Raw genomic sequence first — 15,917 nt, forward strand, 5'->3', positions numbered from 1 at the left:
CAGTTCCACAAGCGATCGACGCTGAAATAAGGGGAAGTGTCCCAAATATGCCGATCGCTAAATGCGCCCACAACCTGCACAAAGGTTGAGTAAACTGTTAGTAATAAAAATACTGAAACCAGAAGAACAGAAACTCGTTTTCGGCTCTGCTCAAGCTGATTTAATAAATGCGCTAGAACGTAGGCGATCGGATAACACAGGACGGGCAAAAAATCGACGAGAAACCTTGATCCGTAGGTAATCGCTCCCCACCAGGGCACATAGAAACAGTACTGAATAAACAGCACCAAACAGGCAATCCCAAGCAGAATCAGCAGCCGTTCATCAGTTTGCGATCGTCTTTTGTAAACCTGATACCATCCCGGAATTGAAAATAGCAGCACCGGGGAAAAGATCAGCAAGCCACGACTCGGACTGATGAGATATCCCCAAAACGCCGTATTAAAATAGTTCAGCGTCCAATCATAGGTGCTTGAATGCTGAAATAGGCTGCTGTAGCCACCGACAATCAAAACCCGCAGACTGAATCCGAAATAATAAATATTCCAGGCACTATTGAACAAAAAAGACAGTCCGCCAATCAGAAAAAACAGCGTTTCCCTGCGATAGGTAACGACAACGTAGACCAATATTGCAGCAAGAAACAGTAAACCTGTTGGACGAATTGCAGGCAATAAACCGCTAAAAAAGCCGGCAGTGACCAACATGGTTTTGCGCCGATGCGAGAGACTTTCGCCCTCTAGTCGATTAGCTTTCCAGAGGCACAGCAGAATGCAAACCAGAGCCAAGTTTGAAAGTGTATGGGCCCAAAGTCCCTGAGAACTCACCGCCCAATTTAGTGTGGCAAAGCCGTAGATAAAGGTGATTAATAAACTGATCGATCGATCGAATTTCAGCCTTGCCAGTAGATAAAAAATAACGTTGGTCAGAGCAGCTAAGATGGCTCCGGCAAGCTTTTCATAAAACTGTCGCTGCGGCTCAAATGCCGGATTCGTAATGTCTAAACCCAGCGGTTGATGCTGAAGAATTGCGCTCAGCTTGAGGTAGAGAAAAAACAGCGCATAGAGCGGAAAACTGAGTAATGCAGTACCGATCGGATAAGCAGAAGTGAGATGTCCGGTCGGCGATTCGGTAAAGAAATAGGGAATACCGTTCTGCCCAAAAATATCATTGGGCATATAGTAATGTCCGCCGCGAAAAGCATCGAAATGCAGCGTATGATTCTCCAGCCAGTTAAAGGCAAGCAGGCTACTCGGCACACTGTCATTCGAGCTGATGATTGCTCCGTTCGCCAGATAGATAAACAGCGTACTGCCAAATAGCATTAGCCATTCAGCCCATTGTCCATAGCGAATCTGCCTCACCTTGGCCTGAGCGGGAAATGGTTTCATCTCTCCTGACCGATCGCGATCGTCCCAAGCAGACTATCACATTAGCAGAATGATTCTCCATCGCTATCGGTAACTGCCTCAGCAAGGATTTGAATTTGAAAAGTCAAAATCATTTCCCTAAAACTCCTGCCCCACGTAGATCGATCGCACTTCTCCGTTGCGCCGCACGATCGCTTCTTGATTTGAAACCGAAACCAGTATCCAGCCGCTATCGCCGATCGGTTCACCCACCTGTGCCCGGCGTGGACTGCCGTTAACTTCAAACAAGGCTGCCGATCGATCGCCCAGCTCCAGAACACCAATCAGTTTGTAGCTGGAAGCTGCCGCAATATTGGGCACGTTTGCCGCAGGTGCAGGAGTGGTCGGGGCAGTATTTGGGGCAGTATTTGGGGCAGTTGCGGAGGCACTGGGCTGCTGAATGACGACGTTAGGCTGTGCGGTGATCACCTGAGGCGGCGGATAAACCGGAACGTAGACCCGCTCTAGAACGGTTTGGGAAGGAGTCGGCGAGGCAGCGGGCTTTTCGGGCTGGTTTTGCTGAGCCAGTCGGTTTGCTTTGGCTGCTTGCCCAATGCGATCGAGCGAGCGATTTACATAGTCTAAAAACTGCTGCTGCTGTGCTGCCTGAATTTGTTCTGCGGTTGGCGGGGGAGCTTTTGCCACAGGTGCGGAAGTTTGCGCGGGCCCATTTCCCCAGCGCGGAAGCTGCTCTGTATTGCGAAGCCATAGCCAGAGAATTCCTGTGGTTAGCAAAGAAGCGCAGAGCGTCGAAAGCAGCAGCATATCAAACGATCGTCTTTTTGCCGCAGGATGGGCTGACTGACTGACTGCCAGCACCACATCCGGGTCAGGCTCCACCTCACCTGGAACAAGCTGACGCGGCGTGAGGCGAGGCATCAGGGCAGCGATTCCTCCAGGAGCGGCGATCGACCCCACAGGAAGTTCCGCAGGCGGAGCGGGCTTTTCGGCAGGCTCAGGCTCAACGGATAACAACGTTTCCCGTGCCAGAGCTTGCTCCAGTCCACCAAACAGGTCATCCATCAGGCGATCGGCACTCTGGTTAAACGGACTGCTTGCCGCAGATTCTAACGGCTCTAGCAGGGCTGTCTGCGCCATGCTTGCTTCGGCTTGTGCCTGAGCAGGCTGATCGTCGGTGGGTGAGGAAGGCTGAAAAGGAGGCTGGGACATAGGACGACAGGATGAGTGACAGTGATCAAGAGCGATGCGGAGAAGAACTTCTGGGATAATTCGCCCAAACATAAAATCCTTCTCGATCGAGACTGCCCTCTTTTATAACCTGTAAATGCAGCGTTGTAACCTATTGAAACTAGGAAACGATCGCTATTTGTAGTCAGTTCAAAGGTGCGGGCAGTTGAAAACTAGTATTTTTCTCCCAACTGTATCAGGATTGCCCCGATTTCTGAAAATGGTTTATAAAAATCAGCAAATCGGCCGGCTTCGGAGTTTGCTTCAGAGCTTGAGTGTCGTGGAGACGATCGGCGTGAACCTGACAATGAGGGACAAGTGGGGCAGTTCGGGTCACAAGGCTCTACCGAATGACTTCGTCTATCGATCTGGTGCGCGATCACCCCTTCAGGGAACTGCGAAGCATACGCACTTCCAGATACACCAGCAGCGCATTCACGTCTGCCGGATTCACGCCACCAATGCGGGCCGCCTGTCCAACAGTGAGGGGTTTTACCTTTGCCAGCTTTTCACGGGATTCTTTTGAAAGCGTCGAGATGGCGTGGTAGTCCAGATCGGGGGGGAGCGGGCGATGCTCCTGGCGGGCGATTTGCTCGATCTGGGTTTGCTGCCGCTGAATGTAGCCGGAGTATTTGATGTCGATTTCTGCGCCTTCTTGCTCTGCCAGGGCCAGGCTAGGGTTGCTGAGCTGATAGCGATCGAAATCCGCATAGTGAATTCCAGGACGACGCAGCAAATCTGCCAGCGTAATCGATCCTTTGATTGCCTGCTGAGTTTCTGCCGCAATTTGCTTGCCGATCGGCTCGTGTTCTTTGACGCGGGTTTCGTGCAGCCGTTCTTTTTCAGCGGCAATGTTTGCTTGTTTACGGGTGAAAAGTTCCCAGCGGCGATCGTCGATTAATCCAATCTCGCGTCCGAGGGGGGTCAGGCGTTGGTCGGCGTTGTCCGATCGCAGAATCAGGCGATATTCCGATCGCGAAGTCAGCATCCGGTAGGGTTCGCGTAGGTCTTTAGTACAAAGGTCATCAATTAATGTGCCAATGTAGCTCTGCTCACGCGGAAACACGATCATGTCCTGATGGCGGGCAAAGCGAGCGGCGTTGATTCCTGCCACCAAGCCCTGGGCGGCGGCTTCTTCGTATCCGGTTGTGCCGTTAATTTGCCCTGCACAAAAGAGCCCCTCAACGTTTTTAGTCATCAGCGTTGGGTAGCACTGAGTTGTGGGGATGTAGTCGTATTCCACCGCATACGCCGGACGCAGCATGACGCAGTTTTCCAGGCCGGGGAGCGATCGCAGCATTTGAAGCTGCAAGTTTTCCGGCAGTCCGGTTGAAAAGCCCTGAATATAAAGTTCAGGAATGTCGCGTCCTTCAGGTTCAATGAAAATCTGGTGTGATTCTTTGTCGGCAAAGCGGACGATTTTATCTTCAATGCTGGGACAATAGCGCGGACCTTTCGCATCCACCCAGCCACCGTACACCGGAGACAGATGCAAATTTTCTCGAATGATGCGATGGGTTTCCGGGGTGGTGCGGGTCAGGTAGCAGGGCAATTGCTCGCGTTCGACCCAGACTTCAGGATCAAAGCTAAACCAGCGCACGTTGGAGTCTCCGGGCTGGGGTTCGAGTGCGTCGTAGTGAACCGATCGCCGGTCTACTCGTGCTGGAGTCCCGGTTTTTAGCCGGCCGGTTTCAAAGCCCATGCGGTTCAGGGTTTCGGTTAAGCCCACTGCCGCAAACTCCCCGGCGCGTCCTGCCGCCATCGACTTGTTGCCGACCCAGATCGTGCCGCCTAGAAATGTGCCCGTGGTTAGGATGACGGCTTTGCAGCCAAAGGCAACGCCAAAGTAGGTTTGAACGCCAATAATTTCGTCATTTTTGCCCAACACCAGATCCGTAACCATGCTTTCGCGCACCATCAGGTTTTCCTGATTTTCAATGATGCGCTTCATTACGGCTGCGTATTCCCGCTTGTCAGTTTGCGCCCGCAACGCCCAGACCGCCGGACCCCGCGAGATATTCAGCACCCGCTTTTGCAGATAAGTGCGATCCGCGATTTTGCCGATCTCGCCGCCCAAGGCATCAACTTCATGGGTCAACTGCGATTTTGCCGGACCTCCGACCGCTGGATTGCAGGGCTGCCAGGCGATTTTATCCAGATTCAGCGTCAGCAGCAGCGTCCGACAGCCCATTCGAGCCGTTGCCAGAGCTGCCTCACAGCCTGCGTGCCCGGCTCCGACAACGACGACATCAAAATAGTCTTGAAAATCAGTGGGCGTTTGCACGGTCATAGCCTGAAAAGCTGCTCATCCGGGAGATCTTTCCCATTTTAGCGGGTTCGATCGGGCTAAAGAATGACGTTGCGATCGGGTTGTTGCCCGTGGACAGGGAGCATTCGGTTTCGTCTGATATCAATGCTTACAGTGTTATCACGCGGGTGGCGATCAGGCAGGCGGGTTTAAGCTGATGCTGAGTGAGCAGATTCAGGATAAGGTCTATGATGAATGCAGCCAGAAATTATCGCAAAAGCAGAAAGCGTCTCTTGCAGGTCTTACTGGTTGTTTTCTTCGCGCTCAATGTTTTGTCCTATGCAGGGGCTTATGCTCTGACTCACTATAATCCTCCTGGACAGTGGGGTTTGGGACGTCCTAGACCGACCAGTTCTAAACTCCCGCTCGATGTTGGACTTGAATTTGTCAAGCAGCGTATTTCCATCAATCCAACCGAGTGGCTGGAGACCTGGTTTATTCCTGCTCAAGGATCTATGTCTCGCGGGACGGTTCTACTTTTTCCTGGAAATGGAGGGAGCAAGGCTAAACAGCTTTTAGCTCCAGCCGAGGTATTTCACGAGCTAGGATATGATGCCTTGCTGGTTGATTTTAGAGGGGTTGGCAGTTCCAGTGGCAACACAACAACGATCGGTGTACGAGAAGCCAAAGATGTTGCCCTAACCCTGAGTTACGCTCAACGCTCAAACTTCAAGCGTCCATTTGTGCTGTACGGGGTGTCAATGGGAAGTGCCGCAATTCTGAGAGCAGTTGCCCGCGAGCAAGTGAACCCTGATGCAGTCATTCTTGAGCTTCCTTTTGCACGACTTTTAGATGCGGTTAGAAGTCGATTAAGAGCAGTCAGGCTGCCAACCTTTCCGATCGCCGAAATGCTTGTTTTCTGGGGGAGCATTCAACATCGATTTAATGGTTTTACGCATGATCCAGTTACTTATGCCACTCAGGTCAAATGCCCTGCTGTGCTACTGCACGGCAAACTCGATAAATGGACGACCTTAGAAGAGGTTGATCAGATTTTTCAGAATCTGAATGGCTCAAAGCAGCTCGTTATTTTTCCAAACACAGGTCATACTTTGCTCGTTACGGTCGATAAGCAACTTTGGAAGCAAGGGGTTGACCAACTCCTCACAGAAGTTCAAGGGAGATTTTAGATACAGGTTGCTTGCAACAAGGCAAAAGTAAAAAAAGAGGTAGATTGCTCTACCCCTCGCTCGGTGTTTTTCGTCTTTCAAGCAGTCTATCGTTGCCGTCTTTCTCGCAGCGGAGCCGTGCGAATTGTGAGCGACTGCGATCGTTCCCCGCGCTGCACATTTACCTGCAAGGGCTGACCGACCTGGCTGTGATCGACTAATCCCTGAAGCTGATCGGCAGAGGTGATCGCCTGCCCTTCAATCTGAGTAATTACATCGCCGCGTCGGATGCCTGCCTGGGCTGCGGGAGAATCAGGGACGACGCCTAAGACGATCGCTCCATTCACTTCGGGCAGCATTACTGTGGCATTGGGATCGCGGTTGTTTTGCCGTGCCAGATCAGGAGTGAGATCAGCAATTTGTACGCCCAGATAAGGATGGGGCACATCTTCGCCGCGTGCCAGAATCGGCATAATTTGCTTCGCCGTGTTGATCGGGATCGCAAAGCCAATGCCCGTCGCGTTTGCCCGAATCGCCGTGTTGATGCCGATCACTTCGCCGTCGGCGTTGAGCAAAGGTCCGCCAGAGTTGCCCGGATTGATAGCAGCGTCAGTCTGAATAAAGTCCAATCGCTTATCGGGAATGCCCACCAGCGCACTCGATCGATTCAGGGTACTCACGATTCCCAAGGTCACCGTATTATCCAGGCCCAGCGGGTTGCCCATCGCGATCGCCCAGTCTCCCACCTGCACATCGTCAGAGTCGCCCAATGCAGCCGTTGGCAGGCTGCTCTGCACCGGAATTTTGACGACTGCCAGATCGGTGACTTCATCCACGCCCAGCACTTCCCCATCCAGGCGGCGACCGTCTTTGAGAATCACCGTTACACGATCGGCATCGCTTACAACATGGGCATTGGTCAAAATCGTGCCGTTGCTATCCACAATAAAGCCCGAACCCTGTCCCTGAAGCCGCTCCTCACCCCCAGGCGGAAAGATGCCGTCACCAAAGAATCGCCGGAAAAAGGGGTCGTTCATGTATGGATCAGGACCACGACTAATCGTTCGCTCGGTATCGATTCGCACCACTGCCAGACCCACGCGCTCGACCGCTGTTGCGACAAAGCTGCGGGTGCGCTGCATCGCGGGAGCCTGGGCAATTGTCTGCGGCATCTGGTAAGACGATAAGGGGCTTGCCCAACTGGGAGAGGCAAATGCAAAAACAATACCCAGCGTGATTGCCAGAATGCGGGTCAGTTTCCCAACTATGAATTGTGCGAGTCTGCGGGTGATCATGTGCTATCCATCCCAAAATTTCATCGCGATCGAGCCATCAATGAGTACGTGATTCACCGGGAGAGTGACGCACCGATCGACAGCTATCTCAGAAGGCTGAAACGCTTTTCAATCCAGCAATTCAGCATCACGTTTAATTTTATGGCACTGTCTTGAAAAGCCGAGTGCGGTTTTCCCACCTCAAAAGAATCTCTGTCTCTAGAAGGAGAAGGGGCTGAAGGGAGTTTGAGCAAGAGTTGAGACCTTGCATTGCTTCCTAAAGTCTCCATAAATCGGGGACTTTGAAACAAGAACTACGATCGTCGGTTCCCCCCTGGTAGGGTCTGCTGGATACCCACAAGCGATCGCAGCAAGCCAAAGTGTTTGATGAACTGCCCCCTCACCCCGAATGCTGGAAAAACTGCTCAAAGCTCCCTACAGGTGGGAAATTTAGTTTGATGCATTTGACACTGTTCAGCCAGCTCGATCGTGTAGGCATCCTGGATTACCGCGTTGGGCACGTCCCCCAGTACCTGATGCACCCGATCTTTATAGCGTAATCAATCGCAACACGCTTTAAACCACGTCCTAAGACAACCGTGCCGTGCATTCTAAAATTAATCGCTGATTCATCAGCGCGTAGGGCTGAATCTCAAGGGCGCGACGAAATGCCTGAATCGCCGCAGCATATTCGCCTAGCGCAGCATGGCATAGACCCATTCCGTGCAGTGCGCCAAAATGCACCGGATTTAGTTCGACTACTCGCTGACAGTCAGTAAGCGATCGACGATATTGCTTTTGCAGGTAATACAGCACCGCACGCCGATTCCAGGCTTCGGCAAAGTCGGGCTGATCCTGCACAAGATCAGTCAGCAGTGCCTCGGCTGCCTCTCGCTGATCTGCTTCGATCAATGCCTGACTTTGACTCAGGATTTCCAGTCCATAAGCCCCTTTTTGATGAAACCAAATCCGCCAAAGCTCCTCGGATGCCTCCTGCCGGGTTAGCTCATCGGGATTTTTCAGGTTATTCAAGAGGCGATCGATCGCGAGGTTATCCATGAATTTGCTTTCCTGCAAAACGGCTGCCCCATTGAATCTGAGTTTAATCTTCACAGCCCTTACACTTTTATCTTAAGTGTCATGCAGAAGCTTGTATCTTGAATTACGACATCGATTGGGCGTTGATTGAGCTTGGATTAAACTCTGATTAGACTCTGATGAGGCTCTGGTCTGTTCTGGCGATCGGCTTTGATCCCCGCAAAATGGATACCCGCTCCGCCCGATTGATTGTTCTTCCTGTACTGCTCTCGTCGCAAAATCAACAGAACCTCCTCTGCAATTCGACTTAAAACAGTCTGAACTTCGGGCACAGGATCACGAAAAATCGCTTAGGCTATAGTCCAAAGTTAAATCTTCTGCGGCGATCGAGCCTTACTTCCTTAATTCCCCAAATTCCCTTGTAAAAACTCCTGCGTATCGCACACCTTTGCTTTAAAAGTGCTTTAAGAGGTCAACCCGTGAAAATTGTCTGGGAACAGAGCGTTTACATCGGCAATGCCCCTGTCTTCTGTGCGATTTGCGGTCACAGAGCCTATCCAGTTCGTACCCGCCGCAATCGGCTTATGCTGGCAGTGCTATACGACGATCGCGACGTGATGCAGGGGGAAGCCTGCCGCGACTGCGTAACCTCCGGCTCTGCCGAGATCAAGACACGCTTACAGGAACGAATTGAAAAGCTGCAACAGCAGATGAACGAACTTCAGGCAATGGCACAAAGCGAAATCGAAACGCCCAGCTTGGAAGAAGAGTTCCAGTTTCACTGTCAGGACGCTTCCTGAGAATTTTGTATTCCCGAAGCTGATGCATTATGCTGCGTTAACCCATCCTACGCAAGCTAAATCATCCCCACTCGACGCAAAAACCACGCCACTGCAAACGACTCTCGCCGATCAATCCAGGGAATTTCTGGGCGGAAGTGCGTTGCGCTAATCATCAGGCAGACCAGGTTAATTGCCAGGCAAACCCCCGCCAGTGCAGGCAGGATGTAAGTGGGCAGCATCACCACCCCGATTGCCCACCAGCTAATAACGTGGATCATCATCAGCGTGGCATAGCCCAAGGCCGCACCAGACATGATCCCCACTTGAGCGATCGGGCGACCGATCCCTGTAAAGATCATGGCTTGCAGCGTCGAGAATAGATTCGCCGGAATGAGAAAGGCGCAAATCGCAATACAGTGCGATCGTGAGAATTCAAAGAGAAGCTCCATCATCGAACGTCGGTTCAACTGGAATGTAAGGAAAAGAGGCAGCCATTTCGCTCAGAAGGTTAACCTCAAACGATCGACCTGACCGTGAAGAACCTGATACAAAGAATCCAATGTCCCTCACGGTTTGTATCTGACGCTTAATGACTTCCCCTCAGCATACTGGGAGCCGGTAAAGCTCACTTGCTTCCGTAGTAAAACGCAATCTCTTTGTCTTTGAGCGGGGCAAACCCGGCGGCTTCTAGCTTTTGATTTAGCTCGTCCTGGGGAATGTGCTTCGCGCCAATTCGCACAATTCGCGATCGCATGGTATTTGACACGCCGCTGCGCTGCCGTCCGGCTTCGAGCCCCATCACCTGGTTGTAAAGATCAAGCTTTGCCGGCGGGATCGGTGAGCCGTCAAAATCGATTCCGGCTGCAATTGCCCGATCGATCGCGTCTGCTCCAGTGGTGGACTCAGAGGAGGATTGCGGTTCGGGCGTTACGTTCGTTGTCATGGAAAGCCTACCTAGTTACGTCTCCTCACTATTATCAGGCACGGTCTGCAACCAGAGATAGAGGCAAGCATTGATGGGGACGATCGCTAATAAAAGTGGAAAAACGATTTTTAACCGCTCGTATAAAGAAAACCTTTCGGCAACCCAGCTTGGCTTGAACCATTGTCTACCCTGAAGGGGATAAAGCAATTTGCCTGATCCGTTTCACTAATTTTCAGTTCGGTTCTCAGTTTTTCCAGTGGTTCCTTGAAGCGATCGGCTCACTGAGATCTTTCTGGTTGGTTGCGATCGAATCTTCGCTAGCAATCTCTTTTGTCTTAACTGCCCTGACCTCATTGTGAGGTCTTACAAGCCAGTTCCAGAGTCAGCAAACCCAGAGTAAGCAAAGAATAACGCAAGTCCTATGGCACAAAGTTTTGGTTTGATTGGTCTCGCCGTGATGGGAGAAAACCTCGCGCTCAACGTTGAGCGAAACGGCTTCCCCGTCTCTGTTTACAACCGCACGACCTCCGTGACGGACAAGTTTATGCAAACGCGGGCACAGGGCAAGAATTTTTATGCTGCCCATACGCTCGAAGATTTTGTTCAATCGCTGGAGCGTCCACGCCGTATTTTGATTATGGTGAAAGCTGGAAGCCCGGTGGATGCGGTGATGAATCAGCTCAAGCCGCTGCTGGAAGAAGGCGACATGATTATCGACGGCGGTAATTCGCTCTACACCGACACCGAGCGGCGCGTCCAGGAAATGGAATCAACCGGGCTAAGCTTTATTGGTATGGGCGTGAGTGGTGGCGAAGAAGGTGCGCTGAATGGTCCGAGTCTGATGCCTGGCGGTACAGAATCTGCCTATCGCGAAATTGAACCGATCGTCACCAAAATTGCTGCACAGGTGGATGATGGTCCCTGCGTCACCTACATCGGTTCAGGTGGATCGGGTCACTACGTCAAAATGGTACACAACGGCATCGAGTACGGCGATATGCAGCTGATTGCCGAAGCCTACGACCTGCTGAGAAATACCCTTGGACTCGATCATCTTCAGCTTCACGAAGTCTTTGCCGAGTGGAACACCACCGACGAACTCAATTCCTTCCTGATCGAGATCACGGCAGACATCTTTAAGAAGCTTGATCCCGATACCGGGCTGCCCCTGGTCGAAGTAATTATGGACGCTGCCGGACAAAAGGGCACAGGTCGCTGGACGGTTTCCAGCGCGCTAGAACTGGGCGTGAGCATTCCCACGATTACGGCAGCAGTGAATGCCCGGATTATGTCCTCGATCAAGCAAGAGCGGATCGCTGCCTCGAAGGTGCTGGATGGTCCCACGGGCAAATACGACGGCAATGTAAAAGAATTCGTCAACAAAATCCGCGATGCCCTTTACTGCTCCAAGATCTGCTCCTACGCGCAGGGGATGGCACTGCTGGGCAAGGCTTCCCAGGACTTTAACTACAACCTGAACCTGGGCGAAACGGCGCGCATCTGGAAAGGCGGCTGCATTATTCGGGCAGGCTTTTTGAACAAAATCAAACACGCCTACGACGAAAATCCGCAGTTGGCAAACCTGCTGCTCGCACCAGAGTTCAAGCAAACGATTCTCGATCGCCAGGATGCATGGCGAGAAGTTCTCTCAACGGCTGCCAAGCTGGGCGTTCCCGTTCCGGCATTTAGCGCATCGCTCGACTACTTCGACAGCTACCGCCGCGATCGTCTGCCGCAAAACCTGACCCAGGCACAGCGCGACTACTTCGGCGCACACACCTTCGAGCGCACCGACAAGCCCGGAACCTTCCACGCCGACTGGTTCTAAACAGGTCAAAACCCCTCTGATCCCCCCTAGCCTCTTTTCAGGGAGGGGGGAATCGCTTGTTTCAGACACAATTCCCTTCAGAGGCAATCCCTGCAACCCATAAAGCCAACTGTGCTCACCCCAGGCGATCGGCTTGATTTCAATATCACCGCTCAACCGGAAAGGCAGTTCAACCAGAAAGGTAATTCAACCGAAAAGACAGTTCAACCGGAAAGGTAATTCAAACAGAAAAACAGTTCAACCCGAAGGAGAAGCAAACCGTCTGAGAATGGTTAGGTGCAATGGTGGTGAGCACGCAGGCAAAACAGCTGTGTTTGTGAATGCCTTAGGCGAGGTTTTTGTAGATTAAAATCGCCGTGAATTGACGAACTGAAACCGGGAACGCTGAATTTGATATCCCGGAATCAGGCTGCGTCCCATGACTCATTCCACCTCGTTCGACTGGCAGCAGGCGCGATCGACCCTTCAGCAAATTTGGGGCTACTCCGATTTTCGATCGTCTCAGGCAGAAATCATTCAGAGTTTGCTAACCGGACAAGATGCCCTGATCGTCCTACCGACCGGAGGTGGGAAATCAATTTGCTTTCAGTTGCCTGCCCTGATGCGTCCCGGACTGACCCTGGTTGTTTCGCCGCTGGTGGCTTTGATGGAGAACCAGGTGCAGGAATTGCGTCAGCGTCGGTTGCCTGCTGCCCTGCTGCATAGCGAGCTTTCCAGCAATGAACGCCGCCAGATTTTTTCGGCGATCGATCAGCAAAAACTTCGCCTGCTCTACCTTTCACCAGAAACTTTGCTCAGCCCCCCTGTGTGGGAGCGTTTGTCCCAACCTCATCTCGTCATTCACAGTCTCATCCTCGACGAAGCGCACTGCCTTTCTCAATGGGGAGACGGCTTTCGTCCTGCCTATCGCCGTTTAGGAACTGTGCGTCCTGCCCTGCTGCACCAAAAACCGCCCGGAACTCGCCTTTCGATCGCCGCTTTTACTGCCACTGCCGACCCACAAGTGCAAGAGACGATCGCCCAGGTACTTCAGCTGACTCAGCCACAGAAATTTCTGCAAAGTCCCTATCGATCGAATTTGTCCCTAGCGGTCAAAATCGCCTGGTCTCCTCGCGACAGACGACAGCAGATCCTGCGGTTTATTCGTCAACGAGTTCCCCTGCAAGGGAATGGTAAGCAAGCAGGCACCGGACTGATTTATGCACGAAGCCGACACGATGCAGAAGACTTGGCTCGGTGGCTCACCACACAGGGTTACCTTACCGCGGCATACCATGCGGGGCTGAGTGCTCCAGAACGTCGCTCGATCGAACAGGATTGGATTAGCGATCGAATGCCCTTTGTGGTCTGCACCTCTGCTTTTGGAATGGGGGTTAACAAGCCAAACGTCCGCTGGGTTATCCACTTTCAGTCGCCGATGTTGCTGTCTGAGTACATTCAGGAAGTCGGCAGGGCAGGACGCGACGGCAAACCCTCAGAGGCACTCACCTTTATCAGCGAACCGACCGGATGGCTCGACCCTACCGATCGCCAACGACAGCAATTTTTCCAGGCGCAGTTCCGCAAACAGCAGCAATTAGCTCAAACCCTGATCCGCCAGATCCCAGCTCAGGGCAATTTAATCGAGGTCAGCCGTCAGTTTAAGCAGAGCGAGATTGCCCTTGCCCTGCTACACCGCACTGGCCAGCTAGAATGGCAAGACCCTTTTCATTACGTGATTCGATCGCCTCACAAATCAATCCCCTTTTCGTTGCAGCAAGCTAGGCAAGCCACTGAACACTCAGCCGAACCCATGCGCCAGTACCTCACGACCAAAGCCTGCCGCTGGCAATTTCTGCTTCGAGCGTTTGGCTTTCCAACAGAGGCAGATCGGCTAAAAGAAAACAGGAAAGGATGCGGACACTGCGATCGGTGTACCTGAATAGAAATCTTCACAGGGAATGTTTGAACACCAATGCTTACGACCACCCTAACCCTGCTCTAGGTTTCAAAGTCCTCCAGCACTGGGGGATTTAGCGGGCAACGCAGGACATTGGCGACTACTCAAACACGCTCCTGGAATGACCCGATCTCCCCTACTGCACCTCGATTCGTGACAGCCTGACCCCAGTGTAGTAATGGCTTACAATCTGCTGATAGTTCCAGCCCTGCTGAGCCAGCTTGTAGGCACCGTACTGACTCATCCCGACCCCGTGCCCAAAGCCACTGCCGCTAATCTGAAACGTGAGCGGAGCCGCAGGCACACTCCCCGCACTGGCAACTTGTCCGCGCATTGGGTCGATCGAGAAAAGGGTGCTTTTTAGCTTTAGCTTGTTTCGCATCTCATCCCCATCGATCGTCACAGATCCGGCACTGCCGTCAATTTGCAGCGAGAGGACGCGCCCGTGAGGATGACGATTCACCATGACTGAATAAATCGTGCCGCTGTAGCCGATCGCCTCACTGAGTTCTTGCGCTGATACAGTGCGCGATTCCCACTGGCATCCCTGCATATCCTGGTCTGGGCTGACGACGCCTCTCAAATAAGGCAGCGGATTCGTCCAGATATCTTCCACGTTTTCGGTGTGTCCGCCCGCGCAGGAGTGGAAGACGGCGTTAATAATCTGCCCGTTATGAGTCAAAACCTGTCCTTTCGTAGCATCCACGGCGGCTCTGGTGCTGGCAGCTTCTTCCTCCAGTCCCCCGTAAACCTGCCACTGAGTTGTATCGCCCACGTCAAAGACTGCATTGGCACTGTTCTGACGCTGATACAGCACGTAAGAGCGAGCAGCAACCGCTTGAGCCTTCAGAGCCTCTAAATCCCAGTTTGTCGGCATTTCTGCACCCACAACACTGTAGAGATAGTGCTCTAGATCAACGTAGTTCACAGCCGTTAATCCGCCTGCAGTTGGCATCACCAGCGTTCTGCCGCGATACCACTTGTCCCCAATAAAGACATAGCCGTCGGAACGCTTTGGCTCTACCCAAAGCTGGCTCGTTTCGACCTCGTTAACTGCAATTTGTCCGTCTTCTGACTGCGCCATCACCGCGTTCATGCCCGGAATCTGCGCCAAGACCTGTCCTGAACCGTCTCGCAACACTGCATCGGTAGAGCTGCCAACCTTCACCTGGCTCACGTTTTGTTCGATCGCCACTCGCAGTTCCAGTCCTGCCCATGCAGGCGCGATCGCCACCAGCCAAAACAAAAGGGTCATCCAGCCCGACTTTTTACCGTAATGCCAGAGCCACTTCAGCCCTTGAACCTGAGGAACTTGGATTCGATTGACTTGAATTTCATGGTTGGCTGCTGTTACGTGGTGCGTCTTTGTCATTCGTCAGGCTCCTCTCCCCTCAACATTCATCATTGGCTTAGTATTGGCTTAATTTCGTTGAGTTTTTATACCGATCGAGCGATGCGGACTCCGCTGGAAACGAAATCACAATAATCCTGGTTCATCTTATTTCAACTTTTTAAGGTTTAGCTACAAAAATTCCGTAATTGCCGCGATCGCTCCTGTAGCTACTCAAAATTTCATCTCAACTTCATCATTCAACTCTTGCTTTCAGACTATTCCCCGCCACCTCAAGTTCCACAGCAGCTTCAACAAAAAATTCTTAAAATTAATCCACTGAATCTTTAAAGGTGACTCAGGACAAGCGAACTCTCATCTCCTCACCCTCCCACTCTCCTCGTCTTATGTCACGATAGATCTAGTCCAACACTGCGGCATTGGGTAGGTTTAAGCTTTGCAGATCACATTTCTAGGAACCAGTTCGGGTGTGCCCACTCGATCGCGTAACGTTTCCAGTGTTGCCCTGAGGCTGCCTCAGCGATCGGAGGTCTGGCTATTTGACTGCGGCGAGGGCACTCAACATCAGATTCTTCGCAGCGATCTGCGCGTAAGTCAGATCACCAAAATCTTTATTACCCACATGCACGGCGATCACATCTACGGGCTAATGGGTCTGCTAGCCAGCTGTGGACTGGCAGGGAATCCTAGCCGGATTGATATCTACGGTCCACCCAAGCTGGATGAGTATCTCAAAGCTGCAGGACGCTACTCCCAAACCCATTTT

14 protein-coding genes are annotated in these 15,917 nt (G+C 52.2%); 6 read left to right on the forward strand and 8 right to left on the reverse strand.

Annotated elements, in window-relative coordinates:
* From H6F80_RS19015 to mnmG, 3 genes are all read right to left on the reverse strand, one after another.
* Positions 1 to 1,391, reverse strand: a 1,391-nt coding sequence (locus H6F80_RS19015; protein ID WP_190793096.1) for a glycosyltransferase family 39 protein, incomplete at its 3' end; no start/stop codon positions are given.
* A gap of 117 nt (positions 1,392 to 1,508) precedes the next feature.
* The gene (locus H6F80_RS19020; protein WP_190793097.1) at positions 1,509 to 2,579 is read right to left on the reverse strand and encodes a hypothetical protein; all 1,071 of its coding nucleotides are present in this window, start codon (positions 2,577 to 2,579) and stop codon (positions 1,509 to 1,511) included.
* A gap of 397 nt (positions 2,580 to 2,976) precedes the next feature.
* Complete coding sequence (mnmG, locus tag H6F80_RS19025; RefSeq protein ID WP_190793098.1) at positions 2,977 to 4,887, reverse strand: tRNA uridine-5-carboxymethylaminomethyl(34) synthesis enzyme MnmG; 1,911 nt, start codon at positions 4,885 to 4,887, stop codon at positions 2,977 to 2,979.
* A gap of 209 nt (positions 4,888 to 5,096) precedes the next feature.
* On the opposite strand from mnmG, the gene H6F80_RS19030 reads away from it, so the two are divergent.
* Positions 5,097 to 6,035, forward strand: coding sequence for an alpha/beta hydrolase (locus tag H6F80_RS19030; RefSeq protein WP_190793108.1), 939 nt, complete (start codon positions 5,097 to 5,099; stop codon positions 6,033 to 6,035).
* 86 nt (positions 6,036 to 6,121) lie between these two features.
* On the opposite strand, the gene H6F80_RS19035 is transcribed toward H6F80_RS19030, so the two are convergent.
* The gene (locus H6F80_RS19035; protein ID WP_190793099.1) at positions 6,122 to 7,309 is read right to left on the reverse strand and encodes an HhoA/HhoB/HtrA family serine endopeptidase; all 1,188 of its coding nucleotides are present in this window, start codon (positions 7,307 to 7,309) and stop codon (positions 6,122 to 6,124) included.
* On the opposite strand from H6F80_RS19035, the gene H6F80_RS19040 reads away from it, so the two are divergent.
* Positions 7,310 to 7,465 (forward strand): hypothetical protein, encoded by a 156-nt coding sequence (locus tag H6F80_RS19040; RefSeq protein ID WP_190793100.1) that lies wholly within the window; start codon positions 7,310 to 7,312, stop codon positions 7,463 to 7,465.
* A gap of 411 nt (positions 7,466 to 7,876) precedes the next feature.
* On the opposite strand, the gene H6F80_RS19045 is transcribed toward H6F80_RS19040, so the two are convergent.
* Positions 7,877 to 8,401, reverse strand: a complete 525-nt coding sequence (locus H6F80_RS19045; protein ID WP_518523610.1) for a tetratricopeptide repeat protein — start codon at positions 8,399 to 8,401, stop codon at positions 7,877 to 7,879.
* Between the two features lie 404 nt (positions 8,402 to 8,805).
* Here H6F80_RS19045 and H6F80_RS19050 point away from each other — a divergent pair, with 404 nt between their 5' ends.
* The gene (locus tag H6F80_RS19050) at positions 8,806 to 9,126 is read left to right on the forward strand and encodes a hypothetical protein (protein WP_190793101.1); all 321 of its coding nucleotides are present in this window, start codon (positions 8,806 to 8,808) and stop codon (positions 9,124 to 9,126) included.
* 56 nt (positions 9,127 to 9,182) lie between these two features.
* On the opposite strand, the gene H6F80_RS19055 is transcribed toward H6F80_RS19050, so the two are convergent.
* Positions 9,183 to 9,560, reverse strand: a complete 378-nt coding sequence (locus H6F80_RS19055) for a hypothetical protein (RefSeq protein WP_190793102.1) — start codon at positions 9,558 to 9,560, stop codon at positions 9,183 to 9,185.
* A 173-nt stretch (positions 9,561 to 9,733) separates the two neighbouring features.
* Entirely contained in the window at positions 9,734 to 10,051 is a 318-nt protein-coding gene (locus H6F80_RS19060; RefSeq protein WP_190793103.1) for a small RNA NsiR4-regulated ssr1528 family protein, read from the reverse strand.
* 403 nt (positions 10,052 to 10,454) lie between these two features.
* On the opposite strand from H6F80_RS19060, the gene gnd reads away from it, so the two are divergent.
* On the forward strand, positions 10,455 to 11,861 hold the full coding sequence (gene gnd, locus H6F80_RS19065; RefSeq protein WP_190793104.1) for an NADP-dependent phosphogluconate dehydrogenase: 1,407 nt from the start codon (positions 10,455 to 10,457) through the stop codon (positions 11,859 to 11,861).
* Between the two features lie 418 nt (positions 11,862 to 12,279).
* Positions 12,280 to 13,782: a RecQ family ATP-dependent DNA helicase gene (locus tag H6F80_RS19070; protein ID WP_190793105.1), complete on the forward strand. Its 1,503-nt coding sequence runs from the start codon at positions 12,280 to 12,282 to the stop codon at positions 13,780 to 13,782.
* Positions 13,783 to 13,936: 154 nt separating this feature from the next.
* On the opposite strand, the gene H6F80_RS19075 is transcribed toward H6F80_RS19070, so the two are convergent.
* A complete protein-coding gene (locus H6F80_RS19075) occupies positions 13,937 to 15,172 on the reverse strand; it encodes a SpoIID/LytB domain-containing protein (protein WP_190793106.1) in 1,236 nt (411 codons plus the stop codon).
* A gap of 415 nt (positions 15,173 to 15,587) precedes the next feature.
* Between H6F80_RS19075 and H6F80_RS19080 the strand changes: the two genes are divergently transcribed.
* Positions 15,588 to 15,917, forward strand: a 330-nt coding sequence (locus tag H6F80_RS19080; protein ID WP_190793107.1) for an MBL fold metallo-hydrolase, incomplete at its 3' end; no start/stop codon positions are given.

Source organism: Leptolyngbya sp. FACHB-711 (genome assembly GCF_014695615.1).
In the GTDB taxonomy this organism is placed as follows: domain Bacteria; phylum Cyanobacteriota; class Cyanobacteriia; order Elainellales; family Elainellaceae; genus Leptolyngbya_A.